General features: G+C 62.2%; 15 protein-coding genes and 2 tRNA genes. 2 read left to right on the top strand and 15 right to left on the bottom strand.

Annotated features, from left to right (window positions below):
- Nucleotides 1-209: 209 nt before the first annotated feature.
- The gene (locus tag NRB16_RS04790; RefSeq protein WP_045489127.1) at nt 210-971 is read right to left on the bottom strand and encodes an FKBP-type peptidyl-prolyl cis-trans isomerase; all 762 of its coding nucleotides are present in this window, start codon (nt 969-971) and stop codon (nt 210-212) included.
- Between the two features lie 587 nt (nt 972-1558).
- Between NRB16_RS04790 and NRB16_RS04785 the strand changes: the two genes are divergently transcribed.
- Nucleotides 1559-2611: a tartrate dehydrogenase gene (locus NRB16_RS04785; RefSeq protein WP_257105572.1), complete on the top strand. Its 1053-nt coding sequence runs from the start codon at nt 1559-1561 to the stop codon at nt 2609-2611.
- A 115-nt stretch (nt 2612-2726) separates the two neighbouring features.
- On the opposite strand, the gene NRB16_RS04780 is transcribed toward NRB16_RS04785, so the two are convergent.
- From NRB16_RS04780 to NRB16_RS04715, 14 genes are all read right to left on the bottom strand, one after another.
- On the bottom strand, nt 2727-3944 hold the full coding sequence (locus NRB16_RS04780; RefSeq protein ID WP_257105571.1) for a dipeptidase: 1218 nt from the start codon (nt 3942-3944) through the stop codon (nt 2727-2729).
- A 3-nt stretch (nt 3945-3947) separates the two neighbouring features.
- Nucleotides 3948-6287 (bottom strand): TonB-dependent receptor, encoded by a 2340-nt coding sequence (locus NRB16_RS04775; protein WP_257105570.1) that lies wholly within the window; start codon nt 6285-6287, stop codon nt 3948-3950.
- 129 nt (nt 6288-6416) lie between these two features.
- Complete coding sequence (locus NRB16_RS04770) at nt 6417-6851, bottom strand: RidA family protein (protein ID WP_257105569.1); 435 nt, start codon at nt 6849-6851, stop codon at nt 6417-6419.
- A gap of 2 nt (nt 6852-6853) precedes the next feature.
- The gene (locus tag NRB16_RS04765) at nt 6854-8461 is read right to left on the bottom strand and encodes an FAD-dependent oxidoreductase (protein ID WP_257105568.1); all 1608 of its coding nucleotides are present in this window, start codon (nt 8459-8461) and stop codon (nt 6854-6856) included.
- Between the two features lie 15 nt (nt 8462-8476).
- Entirely contained in the window at nt 8477-9430 is a 954-nt protein-coding gene (locus NRB16_RS04760) for an ABC transporter substrate-binding protein (RefSeq protein WP_045489114.1), read from the bottom strand.
- A gap of 70 nt (nt 9431-9500) precedes the next feature.
- The gene (locus NRB16_RS04755) at nt 9501-10271 is read right to left on the bottom strand and encodes an amino acid ABC transporter ATP-binding protein (protein WP_045489111.1); all 771 of its coding nucleotides are present in this window, start codon (nt 10269-10271) and stop codon (nt 9501-9503) included.
- Nucleotides 10264-11235: an amino acid ABC transporter permease gene (locus NRB16_RS04750; RefSeq protein WP_257105567.1), complete on the bottom strand. Its 972-nt coding sequence runs from the start codon at nt 11233-11235 to the stop codon at nt 10264-10266. Before NRB16_RS04750 ends, NRB16_RS04755 begins: the two co-directional genes overlap by 8 nt.
- A 44-nt stretch (nt 11236-11279) precedes the next feature.
- Nucleotides 11280-13733: a TonB-dependent siderophore receptor gene (locus tag NRB16_RS04745; protein WP_253140046.1), complete on the bottom strand. Its 2454-nt coding sequence runs from the start codon at nt 13731-13733 to the stop codon at nt 11280-11282.
- A gap of 666 nt (nt 13734-14399) precedes the next feature.
- Nucleotides 14400-14476, bottom strand: a tRNA-Asp gene (locus NRB16_RS04740).
- Between the two features lie 12 nt (nt 14477-14488).
- A tRNA-Val gene (locus NRB16_RS04735) sits at nt 14489-14564 on the bottom strand.
- Between the two features lie 215 nt (nt 14565-14779).
- Complete coding sequence (locus NRB16_RS04730) at nt 14780-15955, bottom strand: L-rhamnonate dehydratase (RefSeq protein ID WP_045489106.1); 1176 nt, start codon at nt 15953-15955, stop codon at nt 14780-14782.
- 88 nt (nt 15956-16043) lie between these two features.
- A complete protein-coding gene (locus tag NRB16_RS04725; RefSeq protein ID WP_257105566.1) occupies nt 16044-17060 on the bottom strand; it encodes a 4-hydroxythreonine-4-phosphate dehydrogenase PdxA in 1017 nt (338 codons plus the stop codon).
- The gene (locus NRB16_RS04720) at nt 17057-18016 is read right to left on the bottom strand and encodes an amidohydrolase (protein ID WP_253140044.1); all 960 of its coding nucleotides are present in this window, start codon (nt 18014-18016) and stop codon (nt 17057-17059) included. Before NRB16_RS04720 ends, NRB16_RS04725 begins: the two co-directional genes overlap by 4 nt.
- Nucleotides 18009-19334: an MFS transporter gene (locus tag NRB16_RS04715; protein ID WP_045489098.1), complete on the bottom strand. Its 1326-nt coding sequence runs from the start codon at nt 19332-19334 to the stop codon at nt 18009-18011. The genes NRB16_RS04720 and NRB16_RS04715 overlap by 8 nt, the downstream gene beginning before the upstream one ends.
- A gap of 260 nt (nt 19335-19594) precedes the next feature.
- On the opposite strand from NRB16_RS04715, the gene NRB16_RS04710 reads away from it, so the two are divergent.
- The gene (locus NRB16_RS04710) at nt 19595-20605 is read left to right on the top strand and encodes a tripartite tricarboxylate transporter substrate binding protein (protein ID WP_045489095.1); all 1011 of its coding nucleotides are present in this window, start codon (nt 19595-19597) and stop codon (nt 20603-20605) included.
- Nucleotides 20606-20661 lie beyond the last annotated feature (56 nt).

Raw genomic sequence — 20661 nt, 5'->3', positions numbered from 1 at the left:
CCGTGCCACGGGGGCCTGACTCAAATCGGGCGTTTTTTGGCCACCTGAAAACTCCTGTTAAATCGGTGACTTGGCGCAGTGTAGCGCTCACCTGATTGTCCGACAAAGCTCACTGCCCGGCCTGATAGTGAGACTTCACACAGGATAAAGCGTTCGACCGGATACAAAAACGCCCTGCGATGCAGGGCGTTTTTGCTGACATGCCGCAATTACTTCTTGGCAGGTGCCTCAGCCGGTGCGGCCTCTTCTTCTTCGTCAGGCAGGGCCGGCGCTGCGGCCGGGTCCTTGATGCCCATCAGTTCCAGGTCGAAGACCAGTACCGAGTTGGCCGGAATCAACGGGCTCGGGCTCTGGGCGCCGTAAGCCAGCTCAGCCGGGATGTACAGTTTGATCTTTTCGCCAACGTGCATCAGTTGCAGGCCTTCGACCCAGCCTGGAATCACACCGCTGACCGGCAGGTCGATCGGGCTGCCGCGCTCTACAGAGCTGTCGAACACTTTGCCGTCGATCAGTTTGCCTTCGTAGTGAACAGTCACCACGTCAGTTGGTTTGGGTTGAGCACCGTCGGCCTTTTTGACGACTTCGTATTGCAGGCCGGAGGCTGTGGTGGTCACGCCAGATTTCTTGCCGTTTTCTTCGAGGAATTTCTTGCCGGCTGCTGCGGCTTCTTCACTCTGCTTGGCCAGGCGCTCTTCAGCGCGTTTTTGCAGGGCAGCGAAGGCTTCGATCAGCTCTTCGTCTTTGAGTTTCTGGTCTTTCTTGCCGATGGCGTCTTCGATACCCAGGGCTACGGCCTTGGAATCGAGGTCGTCCATGCCTTCCTGTGCCAGGCTTTTGCCCATGTTCAGGCCGATGCCGTAGGAGGCTTTCTGGGCCGGGGTTTTCAGCTCGACGGTACTGGCTTGTTTGTCACAACCTGCGAGTACCAGACCAACCAGGGCAATCGCCGCTGCCAACCGATGCTGTTTCATGCTGTTTCCTTGTTCATGCGCCGAAAGGGCAAACGAGTAAAGCCGCGAGCTTATCAGGCCGCCGCGATCAATGGCTACCGGCATCAGAGGCGCAAAACCCTAATAAGTTCAGGGAGGTAGGGACAAGCTCGGCGCTGGGTGATGACTGTTCAGGGGTTGTTCAGAACTGTCGCCGGGCTTGATGGCTGCGGTGGGGCCTGCTTTAGCCTGAATACGGGTCAGTCAGACCGCTGGGAGCAGCCGGCCAGCGCTCCGGTTACAAACCAGGACGACGACCCATTCGCAGCAGATGCTGTGACTTTACCGGCCTCTTCACGACCAAGGTCGCTCCTACAGTGGCAATCGGCGGCTAATTGGACAGTATGGCGCTTGATGCGCTGCATGGATTAATCCCGCAGCTGATCGGGCTGCGCGCTCTGCCCTAACGGCAGGTGCCGATGAGCGCTTGAAACTCATGAAATAAAGTTAACTATGTTGTTATTTTGAGTTAATCATAAAACTCTGTTCACCACTTACACTCGGTTCCACACCTTGTCGGCCATTCGGTGGCGGCAGGCACGATTGATTATCCAGCGTGGAGTTGAGTCATGAGCACTTACAAGATTGCAGCGGTACCGGGTGATGGTATTGGCGTGGAGGTGATTGCCGCCGGGGTCGAGGTGTTGCAGGCGTTGGCAGCAAAATCCGGTTTTGAGTTGAAGTTCGGGCATTTCGACTGGAATTCGGACAATTACCTGAAGAACGGTTTTTATATTCCTGAAGGCGGTCTGGACGCGCTGAAGACTTTCGATGCGATCTTCTTCGGCGCCGTGGGCGCGCTGAATGTGGCCGATCATATTTCGCTGTGGGGGCTGCGGCTGCCGATTTGCCAGGGTTTCGATCAGTACGCCAATGTACGGCCAGCGCGGGTGCTGCCGGGGGTCAAAAGTCCGCTGCATAACGGTCATGAGATCGACTGGGTGGTGGTGCGCGAGAACTCCGAGGGCGAGTATTCCGGCAATGGCGGTCGGGTACACCGCGGCCTGCCGGAAGAGGTCGCTACCGAGGTGTCGGTGTTTACCCGGGTCGGTGTCGAGCGGATTCACCGGTTTGCCTTCGAACTGGCCCGCAGCCGCCCGCGCAAGCACCTGACGCTGGTCACCAAGTCCAATGCCCAGCGTCACGGCATGGTGCTGTGGGATGAAGTGTTCTTTGAGGTGGCCAAGGACTTTCCGGATGTGCGGATTGATAAGGAACTGGTCGATGCCGTCACCACCCGCATGGTGCTCAAGCCCGGCACCCTGGATGTGATCGTCGCCACCAATTTGCACGCTGACATTCTTTCCGATCTGGCCGCGGCGTTGTCTGGCAGCCTGGGGATTGCGCCGACGGCCAACCTCAATCCCAATCGCAGTTTTCCGTCGATGTTCGAACCGATCCATGGCTCGGCGTTCGACATCACCGGCAAGGGTGTAGCCAACCCCATCGCCACGTTCTGGACCGCCGCAATGATGCTGGAGCATCTGGGCGAGGCAGCGGCGGCCAGGACCCTGATGTCGGCCATTGAGGCGGTGACCGAGAGTGGCCTGCATACCCCGGACCTGGGCGGTACCGCCACCACGCGCCAGGTAACTGACGCAGTGCTGGCGCTGATCAAGTAGGAGCGACCCTGGTCGCGAAGAGGCCAGTAAAGACACTACATCTGCGGTGAATGTGCCGCCGCCTTCGCCAACAAGCTAGCTCCCACCGGTCCACGGGCCCCGCGTCGGCGGCACCTCAGTGCGGTGCCGCATCCTGCGCCGCTTGCAGCACCCTGAGCAGGTTCTCGCCCCAGATATTGGCCAGATCCTGCTCGCTGTAGCCAGCCTGCAGCAGTCGCTCGCTGATGCGCGGCAGCAGGCTGACGTCTTCCAGCCCCTCCACTCCACCGCCACCGTCCCAGTCGGCGCCGATGCCGACGTGTTCGGGGCCGACCACTTTGAGGATGTGCAGCACGTGGTTCATGAACACATCCAGGTCCGGCCTTGGCTGGGGGTAACGCTGCTTGACCGCAGCGATCTCGGCTTGTAGCGCCTTGACCTCATCGGGGTTCAGCGCGGCGAGGTTGTTGTAGCGGGCGTACAGCGGCGCCAAGGCCTTTTGCCGCTCCGGGTTGGGCTTGAGCGGGATCAGATAGTCGCCGTAGCTATTGACCTGCACTACCCCGCCCTTGGCCGCCAGCGCACGCAGGCGCTCATCGTCGAGGTTGCGCGGGTGCGGGCTGACCGCCTTGGCGCTGGTGTGTGAGGCGATGACCGGGGCTTTGGACAAGGCCAGGACCTGATCGAACACGGCATCGGAAGCATGCGAAACATCCAGCAAAATACCCAGCCGGTTGGCGGCGGCGACCAGCTCGCGGCCCTTGGGGCTCAGACCTTTCCATTCCGGCAGCGCAGTGGCCGAGTCGGCGATTTCGTTGGTACTGAAGTGCACCAGCCCGAGCATGCGCAAACCTTGTCGATAGTAGGTGTTCAGTAACTGCGGATCGGAGCCCAGCGGGTCGGCGTTTTCCATACTGATGAACACCACCCGTTTGCCCTCGGCGGCGATGCGCCGGGCATCGGCGGCAGTCAGTGCCAGCTCGAAGCGCTCCGGCGCACGGCTGATCAAGTCCTTGATCCGCGCCAGCACCGACAGGCCGTAGTTGCTGGCGTAGGCCCGCCCGGCTTCGGTACGCGGTCCGGGCGGGGTATAGATGACCCAGAAACCGCCATCCAGGCCGCCGTCGATCATGCGTGGCAAATCGACCTGACTGCCGTCGTCCTTGTAGCTGTGGCGCGCCAGGATGTCCCAGCCAGGGCGCAGGAAATTCAGCGGCGTATCCAGATGGCTGTCGAGCACCAGCAAGCGCTGATGCAGGGCCAGGGTCGAGGCACGGACCTGCTCGTCGGCCTGCGGGTTCAGGCTGAACAGGGTCAGTGCGAGACCCGATAAAGCGGCAGCAAATCTATTCATGGTTCAGAACTCCGCGCTCAGGGTGGTCTGGAAGGTGCGCGGCGAGCCGGGACGGTAGGAAGCCGGCCCGGTGGTACTGGTCAGGATGTAGCCCAGGTAATCCTTGTCGAACAGGTTGTCGACGTTGAAGCGCAGCTTGACGCCCTTGAGCGGGCCGTAATGCAGGTCGTCGCGGCCCAGGTCCAGATAAGCGTTGTACAGGGTGTAACCGGGCACCGATTCGCTGTTGGTAAAGTTGCTGTAGCGCGAGCCGATGTGCCGGGCGGTGAGATTCAGTACCGCCCAAGGGGTGATTTCGTAGGTGACACCGGCCTGCGCCAGCCAGCGCGGGCTATCGGGCACCTCGTTGTCTTTCAGCGCCAGGCCGGCAGCGTCATCCTTGAAACGCGCCACGTTGTAGCTGACGCTGCCGTTGAGCACCACCTTGTTGGCGAGGACCGGCGGTTTCCACTGGCCGCTCAGCTCGGTGCCGTAGGCCTCGGCCTTGCCGACGTTCTGGTAGAACGTCTCGGTGGTGGTACTGCCCGGCACGATGGCGGCAAACGACTGCAGGCGGTTGTCAAACTCGGTACGGTACAGCGCCCAGGCAGCGTTGAAGGTCGGGTAATTGAGGCGGTAGCCAACCTCGTAGTTCTTCGACGTCTCGGCCTCGGGGGCCGGAACGTTGGGGCTGGCGGCGCGATATACATCATCGGCGCCACGTGGCAGGGCGAGGTTTTCCGAGTACGAGGCAAACAGCTGCGAACTGGCAGTCAGGTCATAGACGATACCGGCCTGGGGCAGAAAGTTGTCGCGCCAGGTGGTGCCCAGCCGGGGCTGACGGTTGGCGATGTAATCGCCGGCATTGCGGTAGCCTTCGACCCGATAATCCAGGTCCAGACGCTTGAAGCCATACTGCAGGCGCAGACGGTCGTCGAACAAGGTCCAGGTATCCTTGATATGCAGTTGCAGCGAGTCGCGGGTCGAGCTGAAGTCGCCTTGCAGATGCACCGGCTCATTGATCAACCGGTAACCGGCCGGGCTGCCATCGGTCAGGTTGTAGCGCGCCTGCAAGCGGTTGAACACGTCCTTTTCAGCCCAGATACCAGCCTCGATGGCGTGCTGACCGACATGCCAGGTGAAGTTGCTGCTGGCCCCATAGCGGTGACCGCTCAAGGCCGACAGGCCGTACTGGATACCTCGCGGTGCCGACAATCCCGGCACGCTGGCGACCTGAGCGTTGTGCAGCGCGAGGGAGGTGGCGTAGGCCTCCGGCGACACGCCAAAGCCCTTCTTGTCTTCGTAATAGACGCTGGTGGTGTTGTCCAGGTTGTCGCTGAGCGCAAAGCGCCCGTTGAGGCTGTACAGCGTGTCACGCCGCTGGTTGATCGCAGTCTTGTAGTACTGGTTGTAACCGGCATTGCTGTACTGCACCCCCGCCGTGCTCGGCGGCAGGTTCGGCAACTGGCCCAGATAGGCAAAGTCGCGCCCCGACCGGCCAAAAGCGTCACCGGCCGTGCCCCGGTACTGCGCCTGAGTGATCGATGGCGAGTCGTAGTCGAAGAAGTCGTTATGCACCACGCGAAACTGCAGGTCATTGCCGTAGCCGAACTGATAACGCAGCTTGGCTTCGATGTGCTCCCGGTCAATGGTGCCCGGTCCGCGCCACAGGTCACCGTCGATCTTCGAACGGCTCAGGTACGCCGACAGGCCGTTGTATTCGCCGGTATTGACCTTGATAAAACTGCGCCGCAGGCTGTCGCTGCCCAGCGTGTAGGAAGTGCTCAGCCCTGCCTCCTTGCTCGGATTGACCGTCACGTAATCCACGTAAGGCCCCAGCGAGGCATAGCCCGGTTGCGACACATCGCCTGCGCCGGTGGAGGCTGTCACCCGTTGGGTGTTCTCGTTATCCACGTAGCGATAAATCGGGCTGCCACCAAACTGATCGGTGCGGCCCAACGGTACGCCATCGATGGAAAAACCGATCTGCTGGAAGTTAAAGGCGCGCACAAACACCGAGTTGCCGAACTCGTAGAGGCCCAGTGCGTCATTGACCTGCACATTGAAACCCGGCAGCGACTCGAGCATCTTCAGCCCCGAGGTGCCGGCCGGCGCCGAGAGCAATGCCTGATGGGAGATCGACACGGTGTTGCTGATTTTATCGGTGCCAATCGCCTCGTCGGCCTCGGTCACCCGGGCGCCGACCACCTGAACCTTGTCCAGTTGCGTATCACTGCCGCTGCCCTGACCGGGCGGCGCCGCCTGGGCGCTCATCGCCAGCAGCAAAGCGCTGCTCAGTGAACTCAAAACCCACGGCCGCGATGATGCGAACCGGCCCGGTACTGCTGCACGCTGTCTGCTCATAACGTTTCCTTGTCGGCTTTATTGCAGGTGCACGAACCCGCGCCAGGGTCTGTCCCCGGTGGTCGGTCTGTGGCTGGAATGGGATCAACAGGAATCGGGCGGCGCTGCGCCCGATTCAGCGAAGCGGCGTCAGACGGCTCTGGCAGCGACGGCTTCAACTTCGATCAGCGCGCCAGGCAACGGCAGGCCGGCGACCTGCAAGGCGGTGCGCGCCGGTTTATTGGGCTGCTCCTGAGTGCCGAAAAACTGCGTATAGCCGGCCTGCAAGCCGGCGAAGTCCAGGCGGCCGCCGGTTTCTTCGGTGCCCAGCAGAAAGATCCGCAACTGCACGATGTCACCCAGGTCCAGGTCCTGTTGACGCAAGATGTTGCGCAGCTTGTTGAACACCGAAACCGTCTGTACTTCGGTGTTGCCATAGGCTGCCGGGGTGCCCGGCGGTGCGTCGGGGTTGGCGACGTCCGGCAAGGTGCCGCTAACGAAGATCAGGCTGGCCGAGGCCGGCACGGTGACGGTCTGGGAGATCGGAAAGGTGCCAACGGAGGTGCGTTGAATGCTGTCGCTCATGGTCATGCTCCTGGATTGATGTGTTCGTTAAGTACACCGGCCTGGGCCTTCTGGCGCTGCTCGATAACCCGCTCGGCCAGTCGCGCAACCGCATGGCGGGCCGAGTTGGCGGCGGACTCCTGCCAGATGCCGACGCCGCTCTGCACCAGCCCGTCGCCGGCGAAGTACACCCGGCCATGGGGCTCTTCGAGCAAGGCGCTGGCCTGGGCGGCAAAGCGGTCGCGTTCCAGCCATGGGCCTTCGCTGAACGGAATCTGTTCCCAGGACACCGCCAGCGGGTGGCGCAGTTGGGTTGAGTAACCCGGATGCAACAGCTCCACGGCCTCGCTGGAGGCGCGAAACTGCGCATCGAACGGCTGCTCACCGAACGCCTGGGCATCGTCGCCGGTGACATAACCGGCCACCACCAGGCCCTCGCGGGTATTAAGGTCGTTGCTCGGGTACCAGAGCAGCCGGGCCGGGTGCTCGACCCACGACAGGCCGCCGTAGATCCGGTAATCGGTTTCCCAGAAGCGCGGCGACTGCCAGGCCACCTTGGTCGCCTTGCCGTTGGGCGCTTCACGCAACGCGGCTTTGACCGGCTCGCTGAAGTCGGTGTCGAGCCGCGCCAGCAGCGGCAGTGGAATGGTCGCCACCAGATAATCGGCGCGCTCGACCTGCTCCAGGCCGCTCTGGTGGTCGTGCCAGGTCACCGCCACGCCATCGTCGAGCTGACGAATCCGGCGCACTTCAGCCCCCAGTTGCACCTGCTCGCGCAGGCGCTGGTAAAACGCATCGGTGATGCGGTCCATGCCGCCGACCGGCTGGAACATGGTTGCCGAAAACTCGGGGAACTCACTGTGCAGCAAGGCGCCCCACAGTTCAGGGTGCAACAGCCGCTCCAGGCTCACCGGGCTCAGGCTGCCTGGCAAGGCACCGGGATGCGCTTGCGATTCGCCATGTCCGGAACGGAGGCTGCCTTCATAGGCCAGTTCCTGCGACAGGTCGCCATACACCTGCAAGAACCCCAGCAAGCGGGTCCGCTCCTCAGCGCTGAGCACATCGTCCAGGGCGTCACGCTTGACCGCCGTGGCCAGCAACCCGGCCAGATGACCGCGGGCATCGTTGATCGCCTGGCCGACGGTGAATGCTGGCAGGGCAAGGTCCGGGCGTACCTGAGCACCGTGGCTGCTGTTGACCAGCACTTCCAGCGGCACACCCAACTCGGCGCAGTAATCCAGCAGCGTGCGATGCTGGCTGGGAATCCGCGCAGGGCCTGCATTGAAATACAGCCCCTGATCAAACTGTACCGTCTGGCTGCGGCCATCGCGGTAATCGACCCGGTCGCCGTTGCGCAGCGTCCAGGTGCGCCCGCCGACCCGCTCACGGGCTTCGAGCAGCTTGACCCGAAAGCCTGCGCGGCGCAGTTCCAGGGCGCTCACCAAGCCGGCGATCCCGGCGCCGAGCACCAGCACGCTGGCGCCCTGCCCGGCGTCCGGCTTGAGCTGCAGCGGTTGCGGCCGGCGGTGCGAAGACGGTCCCAGGCCCAGCGCCGCCAGCGCCTCACGGGCGGCGTTGTCACCGCCGACCGCAGCAATGGTCGACAAGGCTTCACGTCGAGTCAGTGTCATGTGTGCGCTCCTTTATCAGTCCGGCAGGCCCGGTGGGTTGATCAGTGATTCGTCGACCCGCTCGACATCCAGCCCCCAGCGCGCCAGCACCTGCGCGTACTGGCCGCCGGCAATCACCCCTTGCAAGGCACTGTGGATCGGCGTTACCAGGCCGTTGTCCTTGCGGGTCGTCACGGCGATGTCGGCCTGCAACGGCCAGCCGCCGTTGACCACCCCCACCAGCCGCGTGCCACCGGTCAACGCCGCCGAATAGGCACCGGTGGCATTGGGCGCAAAGGTCGCGTCAGCGCGCCCGGACTGCACCGCCAGTTGCGCCGAGGCGTTGTCGTCGTAGTACAACAACAGCGCCGGCTTGATCCCGGCCTTTTCATTGGCCTGGTTCCAGGCCAGCAAGACCTTCTCCTGGTTGGTGCCGGAGCCGACGATGATCTTCAGCCCGGCAATGTCTTTGGCCTCTTTGATCGACTGGATCTTGCTGCTGCTCTTCACATAGAAGCCCACCACGTCGCGGCGGTAGGTGGCAAAGTCAAAGCGTTTTTTGCGCGCTTCGGTCACCGTTACATTGCTGATCACCGCATCGTATTTGCCGGAGCTGACCCCCAGCGGCCAGTCTTCCCAACTGCTCTGCACCACATTGAGTTGCAGACCCAGGCTGTCGGCAATCAACTGCGCGGTGTCGGCCTCGCTGCCAATCGTGGTCTTGTCATCGGAGGCCAGCAGGGCCAGCGGCGGACTGGCGGTGCCAGACACCGCAACGGTGAACTTGCCCGGCTGGGCGAACTTGAAGCCCGGCGGGATCTGCGCAATCGCAGCCTCGTTGCGCGGCGCATGAATGCGTTCGCGATTGGGGCTCAGGTCGAATTTGACCACCTTGACGCCGGCGGCATTGTCGGTCACGGCCAGGGCGGGCTGGCCAGCGCTGACAGCCAGGGCCAGCAGGGCGATGCGCGCGGTGTTGGTGAACTTCATAAAGCGCTCCTTGATAGATGGGGTTCGCGGCTCAAGCCGCTGCTGCGCGTGCAACGCGGCATAAGCAAGCTCATAAAACCTTGCCGAAAAAGGCGGCGGTGCGTGGGTGGCGCGGGTTGTGGAAGATCTGCTGCGGCGGGCCTTGCTCGACCAGTTGTCCGTCGCAGAGGAACACCACATGGTCGGCCACCTCACGGGCGAAACCGATCTCGTGGGTCACCACCACCAGCGTTGTGCCGAGGCTGGCGAGGTTTTTGATCACCTCCAGCACCTCGCCGACCAGCTCCGGGTCCAGCGCCGAGGTCGGCTCATCGAACAGCAGCACCTTGGGGTCGAGGGCCAGCGCCCGGGCGATGGCCACCCGTTGCTGCTGTCCGCCGGACAGTTGCCGTGGGTAGGCCTCGGCGCGTTCGGCCAGACCGACCCGGGCCAGTAGCTCCACCGCCCTGTCGCGGGCCTGGGCCTTGCTCCAGCGACCATGGGCCAGCGGCGCCTCGGCGATGTTTTGCCAGGCGCTAAGGTGCGGGAACAGGTTGAAGTTCTGGAACACGAAGCCGACTTCGGCACGGCGCTTGAGAATCTCGCGCTCTTTGAGTTCGAACAGCTGGTCGCCCTTGCGCCGGTAACCGACGTACTCACCGTCGATGGTGATGTGCCCGCTGTCGATCTTTTCCAGATGGTTGATGGTGCGCAGCAGGGTTGATTTGCCCGAACCGGACGGTCCGAGAATCACCGTGACCTTGCCCGCTTCGATGTCCAGATCAATGTCCTTGAGCACCTGCTGGGCGCCGTAGGACTTGCCGACGTTGTGGATGCGGATATGCCCGCTCGCTTCAGCCATGGCGGCGCACCTCGACCCAGTTGATCAGCCGCTGCAACGGCGTGGGCGGCAGCACCCGGCTGGTGCCACGGGCGAAGTAACGCTCGATGTAATACTGCGCGATGGTCAGCAGCGTGGTGATGATCAGATACCAGACCGTGGCCACCATCAGCAGCGGAATCACTGCCTGGGTGCGGTTGTAGATGACCTGCACGGTGTAGAACAGCTCGGGCAAGGCCAGCACGTAGACAATCGAGGTGCCCTTGACCAGGCCGATGATCTCGTTGAACCCGGACGGCAGGATCGAGCGCAGGGCTTGCGGCAGGATAATCCGAAAGATCCGCCGGTGGGCGGGCAGGCCCAGCGCTGCGGCTGCTTCATGCTGGCCCTGATCGACACCAAGAATGCCGCCGCGAATGATCTCGGCGGTGTAGGCCGCCTGCATCATCGACAGGCCCAGCACCGCCACGGTGAACTGGCTGAGCACGTCCACCGTCGACCACTCGGCCAGCACCAGGTCGGTCAACGGCACGCCGAGCACGATGCGCTCATACAGATAGGCAAAGTTGTAGAGGATGATCAGCACCAGCAGCGCCGGCATTGACCGGAAGAACCAGATGTACCCCCAGGCCAGAGTCGCCAGCAGCGGCGACTTCGACAGCCGCGCCAACGCAAGGCCAGTGCCGAGCACAATGCTGAACAGCGTGCTCAGCAGGGTCAGCAGCAGGGTCTGGCCGAGGCCGCGCAGCACCGACGGGGCAAAGAACCACTCGGCAAACACCGCCCACTCCCAACGCGGGTTGCTGACCAGTGAATGGCCGATGCCGAGCAGCACCACGGCGGCAAACAGGCTGCCGACCCAGCGCCAGGGATGACGCGCCGGGACAATCTGCAACGCGATGGACGGCGTGGTGCGGTGGGGCGCAGAGGCCCGGGCAACCCTGTCCTGTTCTTGCAGATCAAAGGGTTTGGCGATGGTAGGCATGTTCGATTCCTCGCAGGCAATGAGTGCGTGTCGTCAGGGGCGCGTCAAAAGGCATACGTCAGGCGCGTGTAGTAGTAGCCACCGGTAAAGCCGAACGGCGAGTAGGCGCCCCAGCTGCTGACCATGGTGCTGCTGGGCACCCCCTGTTTCTTGGGGTAGACGTCAAACAGGTTCTTGGCACCGACGGCCAGGTTGAGGTCCTGGGTGATGTCGTAGCCGACGTCCAGATCGGTGATCCACTTGGCCTGGTAGGTGCGATCCAGCGAGCGGTCGGCGGCTGAGTTGACCTCGGTGTACTTGCCGTAGCGGGTCAGGGTCAGATTGATGTTGAAGCGCTCGATCTGCCAGTCACCGCTCAGGATCAGCTTGGTCTTGGGCTGTACGCCATCGATGAAATTGCGCGCCTGGCGATCCATCAGCGCGTACTGGGTGCCGAGGATGCTGGTCGAGTTGCGGTAGCTGAGGATTTCGGTGTCGTTGTAGTTGAACGCGGCGGTCCACTTCAACGCGCCCCAGCTGTCAGCGTCCTGGCTGTAATTACCGACCAGATCGATGCCCTTGGTGCGGGTGTTGGCGCCGTTGATGAAGTACTGGCCGCCGGAGGTAGAGTCGATGCCGTTATTGAGCAGCACCTGGGTCACTTCACTGCCGAGCAGGGTGTTGGTCAGGGTGATGCGGTCACGCACATTGATCAGGTAGGCGTCGGCGGTCAGGCTCAGCCGGTCAGTGGGCGTAAAGGTCAGGCCCAGGCTGTAGTTGGTCGACCGCTCAGGCTTCAGCGATGACGCGCCCAGCGCCTGCGCCGCGCCGGAATCCACCGGCAGCACGCCGTAGTTGATCGACTGATACACGCCGTCGACTACGCCATAAGTGGTCGAGCGCGCACTGAACAGGCTGTTGGCCAGCGACGGCGCACGGAAGCCATTACTCACCGTGGCACGCACCGCCAGTTGCGGGGTGAATTCATAGCGGGTGGTCAGCTTGCCGCTGCGCGTCGCGCCTACGCCCTGGTTGTAGTGTTCATAGCGAAACGCGCTGCCGACATACCATTGCGGTAACGGGTTGAAGCCGACATCGACATAACTGGCCACACTGTTGCGCGCCGCCTTGTCGGTCTGGTCCGGCGAAATACCGTTGGTGACCTGGGCGCCGGACGCGGCGCAGTTACCCGGCGCGACGCAATAACCGCCGTTGGCCCACGAGGCCCAGTCGCCCTCCTCGACCTCATAAGCTTCGCGGCGATGCTCCAGGCCCAGCGACAGGTCCAGCGGCTTGCTCAGGCCTACCTCGAAACCGCGCTTGAAATCCAGGTTGGTGGTCAGCTCGTTGGCGATCCAGGTCCCGGACTTGAACGAGTTGGGTGTTGCTTCGCCCAGCGACGGATTCTGGTTGTTCCAGGTGCCCTGCTCAGCCTCGTTGCGGCCAAAAGTGGTCGACAGGTCCCAATCCCACTCGCCGAGCTGGCCCTTGCCACCGAACGCGGCCTGAAAATCCTCTTCGTCGATGTACCAGGTCGGCACATAGCCGGCCGGGTAACCGTTGGGGCCGGTGCGAATGGTGTTGGTAATGGTCGGCAGGCGGAAGTTTTGCCCCTGCTCGGTCTTGCGCCGCGAGAAGGTGCTGAACGAATACAGGGTCAGCTCATCAGTGACCGGCAGCTCGGCGTTATAGGCCAGGGTCAGCAGATTGTTCTTCGGTGTGCCGTAGCCGCCGTAAGTGGATTTGCCGGCGCGGTCAAAGGCCTGCTCATAGGTGTAGCCGTTGGCGCTGGCCTTGTTGTCGTCGTTCTGGCTGCGCGCGTCGAGGGCCAGTTGCACGATCCCGCCATCACCGATTTCAAAGCCCTTGTTCAGGCTCTGCTGCACGGTCTGCTTCTTGCCGTCATAGCCGATACCGGCGTTGGTCACCGAGGTGCCGCTGGTGTCGGCCTTGAGGATCACGTTGACCACCCCGGCAATCGCGTCGGAGCCGTACTGCGCCGCCGCGCCATCGCGCAGCACTTCAACATGATCAATGGCGCTGATCGGAATCAGGTCCAGATCCGCCGGCGCGGCGCCGATGTTGATGCCGTTGATGTTCAGGGTCGCACTGGTATGGCGGCGTTTGCCATTGACCAGCACCAGCACTTGCGAAGCCGGCAGGCCGCGCAGGTTCGGTGCGCGGGACATCCCCGCGCCGTCCCAACCGGTCTTTTCCGGCAGGGTCAGCGACGGGATGGTCGCACTCAGGGCCTCCATCAACCCCGGTTTGCCGGTGGCCTGTAGTTGCCTGGCACTGACCACGTCGATAGGCACCGGGCTACTGGTCACGGTGCGTTGTTCAGTGCCACGGTTACCGGTGACCACCACGGTAGACAGCGCATCGGTCTGGCGTACCGGCACCTCTTGAGCCTGTACATTGCCAGCCAGCAGCACACTGCTGACCGCCAGGTACAACGGGTTGAACACAACTGAACGGCGCCATCCCTGCTTGCCGTTGCCTTGAATCACTTGCTCCATATTCGCTCCAGAACAAACGGCACTGCCGCCTGTGTTGCCAAATTGCGCAGTCGGGAAGTCACGCCGCCAACACGGCAACGTGACCTTTAGGGGTGGTATTAATAAAGCGGCGCAGCTCAGCCATGCAGAGCAGCAAGCATCAGCGCAAAGGCGAGCTTCAGCCGCTCAGGCCGGGTGGCGCGAGGCACTGGTGAATGGATTGGCAGCTCAAGGAGCGTCGTACAGGCAAACGAGGTGAAGAACTCGCTTGGGGGGACTGGATATGCAGCATGGGTCAAACTCCCTTCCAACATTTCTGCTTCAGGGATCAGTGGTCGATCACCCTGGCAGACCGTGCCGAATCAGGCGTTTGGCCTGGGTGGTTACGGTCTGCGACGCAGAATCTGAATCACATTGGGTACCATCCGAGGTGAGGGGTAGGCTGTCGAAACCAAACATAACGGAATTTGACCAGCGCAGATAATTCTATTTGGCTATAAGTTAATATTAATAAAAATGATCTAAATCAATAACAGAGATTTAATTTTGGAATAAACAATCATGCTCCGTGCCGCATCGGCCCGACGCCGACAGGCCGAGCGCTTTTTTCAACGCACAGCAAAAAGGCGACCCTGAGGTCGCCTTTTTGGCAGTGATTCAAGCCGTTCAGTGAGCTTGAATCGAAAGTGGCGCAGCGGACGGGACTCGAACCCGCGACCCCCGGCGTGACAGGCCGGTATTCTAACCGACTGAACTACCGCTGCGCATTACACTGATGGTGGGTGATGACGGGATCGAACCGCCGACCCTCTGCTTGTAAGGCAGATGCTCTCCCGGCTGAGCTAATCACCCTCTCGGTGTGGCGCGCATTCTACGGAGCAATTCCATAGCTGGCAAGCACTTAGCTGCAAATAATTGAAAAAAATCGATAACCCGAAAAACCCTCAGCATTCGGCTGCTTCGTGACGCTTGCGCGGCCAGCGCCCTCCCTCATACGTGTGCATGGGCATACTGCCCTCTTTGACCGAGGGCAGCAGGGGCCAGAGCGTTATGCTTGAGCCAGGCCGTCACTCGATGATGTTGAACTCGCTCAAGTACTCGGTCGATATTTCCAGACCAAGGCCCGGTTTGTTGTCATCGAGTTGAATGTAGCCATCAACCGGCGCCGGTTCGCCCTTGAACACGTAATAGAACAGTTCGTTACCCACCTCAACGTCAAACACCGGGAAGAACTCGGACATTGGCGAGGCGGTGGTGGACATGGTCAGGTGATAGTTGTGCATCTGCCCGGCATGCGGGATGACCGGCACCGACCAGGCTTCGGCCATCGCGTTGATCTTGCGTGCAGCGGTGATGCCTCCGACCCGGTTGGTGTCGTACTGGATCACGTCGACGGCCCGGCGTTCGAGCAGGTCCTTGAAGCCATAGGAGGTAAACTCGTGCTCACCGCCGGAGATTGGCATGATGCCCATCTTCTTCAGCTCGATATAGCCTTCCAGGTCATCAGCGATCACCGGCTCTTCCAGCCAGCGCGGCTCGAACTCGGCCAGCTTCGGCAACATGCGCCGGGCGTATTCCAGGGTCCAGCCCATGTAGCACTCAAGCATGATGTCGACATCCGGACCTGCCAGCTCACGCAGGGCACGCACCTGCTCGATGTTGCGGCGCATGCCGGCCGGGCCGTCTTTGGGGCCGTAACCGAAACGCATCTTCAAGGCAGTGAAACCCTGATTCAGGTAGCCTTGGGCTTCTTCGAGGAACAGGTCGAGGTTGTCGTTGGCATACAGCTTGGATGCGTAGGTCCAGATCTTTTCCTTGGTGCGGCCGCCGAGCAGCTTGAACACCGGCTTGCCGACCGCCTTGCCCATGATGTCCCAGATGGCGATATCGATTGCCGAAATCGCCGCCATGCCGATGCCTTTACGCCCCCAGGCATGGCTCTGCCGGTACATCTTCTGCCAGATGTATTCGTTGTCGAACGGGTCTTCGCCAATCGCAATCGGGGCCAGATAGGTGTCGATGATTTGCTTGGCGACCCGCGGTGCCAAGGCACAGTTACCGATGCCGACGATGCCGTTGTCAGTCTCCACTTCCACCACCAGCCAACCGTGGAACCGGAACGAGCCCATGGCATCGCCACGCTCGAAAAGAATGTCGCTGGCGTTGGTGCAGAAATGTGCCTGGGGCGGTACGACCTTGCCCTTCCATTCGAAAACGCGGGTGCGGATGGATTTTATTTTCATGGTCTAGCTCCTGTTTCAAAGCATGAGTCAACCTGACCGGCTGGCGAGCGCGAGCCGGCAGAGAAAAAATCAGCAATACGGTCTGGCGTCAGGCCTGACGTCGAGCGCCCATACGGCAAGCGATCTCGAAGGCCTGCCGGGTTGCGCCGACATTGGCCTTGCCCTGCCCGGCAATATCAAACGCCGTGCCGTGGGCCGGGGTAGTGATAGGGATCGGCAAGCCGCCCTGCACCGTCACCCCTCGGGAAAAGCCCATCAGCTTGATCGCGATCTGGCCCTGATCGTGGTACATGGTCACCACCGCATCGAAGGCCTGGCTATCGCCCTGCACCTTGAGAAAGATGGTGTCGCCCGGATATGGGCCGACGGCGTTGATGCCCTGCTCGCGAGCCAGTTCCACTGCCGGGCCGATGATGTCCAACTCTTCCCGACCGAAGCTGCCGTTGTCGCCGTTATGCGGGTTGAGCCCGCAGACGCCGATGCGTGGTTTATCAAGACCATTGCGCTTGAGCGCGGTATCGATCAGGCCAATGGCCTCCAACACCCGTTGCTGGCTGAGCATGCCAGGCACATCGGCCAGCGCCACGTGGGAGGTCACCCGCGAGGTCCACAGGTTATCGAGCACGTTGAATTCGCAGAACGGTCCCTCGAACCCCAGGTATTCGGCGAACCAGTGCAGCTCATCGCTGTGCCCCATGCCAGCCATGTGCAGTGAGGTTTTGTTCAACGGCCCGAACAGTATCGCGTCGGTGCTGCCGGCCGCCGTCAGACGCAGTGCCTGCTCCAGGGTATCGAGGCTGTAGCGGCCGCCGATGACACTGGCTTGGCTGCGCACAAACTCGCCCTCGGCATGGCCGCGAAATGGCAACAGCAAGGGTGTGTCGTCGGTGAATTGCAGCGCCTCGGTCGAGTCGATGATGCGGTAGGGAAACGACCGCCCCGCAATGTCCATACCGCGGCGCATTTCTGCTTCATCGGCGATCAGCAAAACATGGGCCTTGCCCAGCACCTCCGGCTCGCTGAGCAGCCGGGCGATCAGTTCAGGACCGATGCCGGCCGGATCACCCAGCACCATGGCCAGACGGGGAAGAGTCGAGTTACTCATGCAATGGTCCTCAGGTCGGCAGAGACGTCCGCAAGGCGGATGACATCCGGCACGGTGCGATAAAGGCGCCGCGCATTGGTGTGAAATAGCTGCTCCTGCTGCTGGCGCGGCAGGTCGGCGACGATGCGTTTGAAGCCGCCGTAGATGTCGTCGAACGAGCCACACAGGCTGTCGACCGGAAAATTGCTGGCGAACATCACCCGCGCGGCGCCGAACATGGCGATGGTTTCGCGCACGATCCAGGCGTTGTCTTCAACGCACCAGCGCTTGCCGGGCAGGCCGATGCCAGAGACCTTCACCGCGACGTTTGCGCAGTCGGCCAGGCGCGCCATAGCGGCATGCCAGCCTGCCAGCCCCTGCTCGCTGCGATCCGACGGCAGCCCGGCGTGGTTGAGGATCAGTTGGGTTTGTGGAAAGTCGCGGGCCAGTTCGATTGCCTCATGCAGGTTCCACCACGGGCTTTGCAGGTCGAAGTGCAGGCCATGGCGCGCCAGCTCGGCATAGCCGCGGCGCCATTGCTCATCACTCATCAACGTCCGCTGCTGACCGACGTGATCCGGCGCAGCCGGCCCCCCTGGCTTGTGGCGTACGCTGCGTACTCGCTCAAAACCTGCCTGGGCGGCCAGCACCTCAGCAGCATCCGGGGCGTCCAGCCAGGCCTGGGCGACCACCGCATTGGGCGCGCCATACTGCGCGGCGACCTGATGAATGAAGCGCGTCTCACCAATCGGGTCGCGGGCATCCCACTCGGTCTCCACATACACAGTGGCCACCACCTGATGCTCACCGGCATCGGCCAGGTAATCATCCGGAAAGTAACGACGCTTGATCGCGCTGTAGTCACCGTAACGGAACGGGATGTTTTGCTTGCCCGACAACCACGGATGGTAATTGCGCTGTGGGTCCCAGAAATGATGGTGGGCATCAGTGATCGGCCCGTCATACAGATCAGCCATGGGCCACCTCGGCCTGGTCCAGAGAAATCAACAGCGTGCCGGCGATAAAAAGCCCCGAGCACACGGCGAAGAAGCCCAATACCGCGCTGTAGCCGCCAGCATGTTGCAACAGCAGGCCGACCAGGATCGGCACCGCGATACCGCCCAGACTACCCGCCAGATTCATCACGCCACCGATCAGGCCCACCCTTGCCGGCGATGCCAGCAGGCCTGGAAAACTCCAGTACAAACTGCCCCACATCAGGAAGAATGCCGTCAGCGAAAGTAGCCCGACCGCTTGGTAGGGGTCGCCAAGGCCGGGCAGCAGCAAGAAGGCGCACAGCGCGATCAGCCCGGAAAACGTCAGCAGCCCTTTGGCGGCCAGCCCCCGGCGCATGCCTTTGCGGATCAGCAGATCACAGAGAAAGCCACCGGTCAGCGAGCCGGCGGCGCCACACAGAAAGATCACGAACGTCGCCGCGCCAATGCCCTTTATGTCGAAGCCACGCGCCTGCGCCAGATAGCTTGGCCCCCAGGTCAGCAGACCGAAGAACACCATGGCCCAACTGGCCCGGCCAAGCATGATGCCGGTCAACGAGCGGGCGGCGATGCCCAGGCCCTTCACGGCCTGCTGCGCGGCCTCGGCCATCGGCACGCTGCGCCCCTCATTGATCGACGCCAGCTCAGCCTCATTGACACCTGGATGCGCCGCTGGATCGTCACGCAGGTAATGCCAGGCCAGCCAGCCCATCGCCAGGGTGGCGATACCGGCGATGAAGAACGCGATCCGCCAGGAGTCGAGCACGGCAATCATGTAGGCGATCAACAAGCCACCCAGCGCCACGCCCAACGGCCCGCCGCAGTCCATCAGCACCGCACCGCGACTGCGCTCGCCAGAGCCCAGCCACAACGAGTTGAGCTTGCCGCCTGCCGGAAACAACGGTGCCTCGGCAGCGCCCAGAGCGACCCGCGCGAACATCAGCGAGAGCCCTCCGGTGGCAAATGCGGCCAGCGTCTGGAAAGTCCCCCACAGCCCGGTTGACCAACCGATGACCCGACGCGGGCCGTAGCGGTCGATCAGCCAACCGCCGGGAATCTGCAGCAACGCGTAGGCCCAGAAGAAGCTGCTGAGAATCAGCCCTTGCATGCTCGGGCTGAGGGTGAACTCCTTGGCGATGATCGGCATGGCGATCGACAGCGATACCCGATCGACCAGATTGATAACCGTGAGCGCGAAGATGATTGCGAAAATGCGCCAGCGCACTCGACTGGGACTGGCAGCCAGAACCTGGTCCGAGGAGGCGCGCACTTGTCGGGCGACAGGGTGAGCCTGAGCCATTGAAAGTACCTCTGCATTGTTGTTTTTGTAATTCCGGGACGGCAGGGGACCGTCCGGGCTGAGCGCACTATCGGCCCGCGAAACGATAACCGTCTAATCAAAGATTCTCATATGGACATAGCCTGGGGTTATCACTCGACCGACGCGGTCGACATAACCTGAGGCTATCGGAGTATCAGTTATTTTGAGTAGACGCTTATCGAGATGCTTCGCACACTCCGGGCATCCCACATAACAATGACAACAATGAGGTAGCCCCGATGCGCATCGTTCGCTCGCGTCACATTCCCGCCCTGCTCAGCGCCTGCTGCCTGCTTTGCAGCGCTCCGCTCAGTGCCCTGGCCGACTGGAAACCGCAGAAAAACGTAGAGATCGTTGTGGCCGGCGGCCCCGGCGGCGGCACCGATCAACTGGGCCGGGTGATCCAGTCGGCGATTACTCAGCACAAGCTGCTCGACGTCAATACTGTGGTGCTCAACAAGGGCGGCGGCAACGGTGCCGAAGCCTTTCTGGAGATGAAGCTGGCCAACCGCGACGCCCACAAGCTGGTGATCGGCACCAATAACATCTACTTGCTGCCACTGGTCGCCAAGCTGGGCTACCAATGGACCGACCTGACCCCGGTAGCCGCCGTCGCGGAAGATGACTTCATCCTTTGGACCTATCAGGACTCACCGTGGAAGGACGCCGCCGCGTTCAAGGCCGCCCTTGCCCAGGATCCGGCAAAGATGCGAATCGGCGGCAGTCAGTCCAAGGATGTCGACCAGACCCTGACCCTGCTGCTCGGTCAGCAGACCAACACCCGGCTCACCTACATACCGTTCAAGAGCGGCAGCGAAGCGTCCACCCAGTTGGCCGGCAAGCACATCGCAGCCAACTTCAACAACCCGGCCGAAAGCGTCAGCCAGTGGCGCGGCGGCCAGGTGGTACCACTGTGCGTGTTCAGCCAGCAACGCATGAGCTACACCCAGAAAGTCACCGACACGCAGTCCTGGGCCGACGTACCCACCTGCAAGGAACAGGGCCTGGGCATCGACCAGTACCGCTTCCCGCGTACGGTGTTCCTGCCTGGCGGGGTCAGCGACGAGCAGCGCGAGTTCTATGTCGAATTGCTGCGCAAGGTCAGCCAGACCCCGGAATTCAAAACCTACGTCGAGCGCTCGGCGCTGGCCCCGACCTTCCTCGCCGGCCAGCAACTGGTCAGCTACATCGAGAAGGATCGCGAGCGCGTCATCCCCGTGTTCAAGCAGGCCGGCTGGCTGCGCGAGTAAGCCTCGCCTCGACCTCTCCCGGCGCGCAGCGAAGCCGCCGGGCTGCCCAGCCCACA

This window comes from Pseudomonas sp. LJDD11, from assembly GCF_024584215.1.
Classification (GTDB): Bacteria; Pseudomonadota; Gammaproteobacteria; order Pseudomonadales; family Pseudomonadaceae; genus Aquipseudomonas.
The sequence above is the reverse complement of the archived record's forward strand: the minus strand, read 5'-3'. Positions and strand labels throughout refer to the sequence as shown.

What these genes read in the sequence shown, in the direction of transcription:
- NRB16_RS04725 (WP_257105566.1), bottom strand. Translation starts at nt 17,060, where the DNA reads ATGAGTAACTCGACTCTTCCCCGTCTGGCCATGGTGCTGGGTGATCCG.
- NRB16_RS04750 (WP_257105567.1), bottom strand. Translation starts at nt 11,235, where the DNA reads ATGCCTACCATCGCCAAACCCTTTGATCTGCAAGAACAGGACAGGGTT.
- NRB16_RS04715 (WP_045489098.1), bottom strand. Translation starts at nt 19,334, where the DNA reads ATGGCTCAGGCTCACCCTGTCGCCCGACAAGTGCGCGCCTCCTCGGAC.
- NRB16_RS04720 (WP_253140044.1), bottom strand. Translation starts at nt 18,016, where the DNA reads ATGGCTGATCTGTATGACGGGCCGATCACTGATGCCCACCATCATTTC.
- NRB16_RS04780 (WP_257105571.1), bottom strand. Translation starts at nt 3,944, where the DNA reads ATGAATAGATTTGCTGCCGCTTTATCGGGTCTCGCACTGACCCTGTTC.
- NRB16_RS04710 (WP_045489095.1), top strand. Translation starts at nt 19,595, where the DNA reads ATGCGCATCGTTCGCTCGCGTCACATTCCCGCCCTGCTCAGCGCCTGC.
- NRB16_RS04755 (WP_045489111.1), bottom strand. Translation starts at nt 10,271, where the DNA reads ATGGCTGAAGCGAGCGGGCATATCCGCATCCACAACGTCGGCAAGTCC.
- NRB16_RS04760 (WP_045489114.1), bottom strand. Translation starts at nt 9,430, where the DNA reads ATGAAGTTCACCAACACCGCGCGCATCGCCCTGCTGGCCCTGGCTGTC.
- NRB16_RS04770 (WP_257105569.1), bottom strand. Translation starts at nt 6,851, where the DNA reads ATGAGCGACAGCATTCAACGCACCTCCGTTGGCACCTTTCCGATCTCC.
- NRB16_RS04765 (WP_257105568.1), bottom strand. Translation starts at nt 8,461, where the DNA reads ATGACACTGACTCGACGTGAAGCCTTGTCGACCATTGCTGCGGTCGGC.
- NRB16_RS04730 (WP_045489106.1), bottom strand. Translation starts at nt 15,955, where the DNA reads ATGAAAATAAAATCCATCCGCACCCGCGTTTTCGAATGGAAGGGCAAG.
- NRB16_RS04775 (WP_257105570.1), bottom strand. Translation starts at nt 6,287, where the DNA reads ATGAGCAGACAGCGTGCAGCAGTACCGGGCCGGTTCGCATCATCGCGG.
- NRB16_RS04745 (WP_253140046.1), bottom strand. Translation starts at nt 13,733, where the DNA reads ATGGAGCAAGTGATTCAAGGCAACGGCAAGCAGGGATGGCGCCGTTCA.
- NRB16_RS04785 (WP_257105572.1), top strand. Translation starts at nt 1,559, where the DNA reads ATGAGCACTTACAAGATTGCAGCGGTACCGGGTGATGGTATTGGCGTG.
- NRB16_RS04790 (WP_045489127.1), bottom strand. Translation starts at nt 971, where the DNA reads ATGAAACAGCATCGGTTGGCAGCGGCGATTGCCCTGGTTGGTCTGGTA.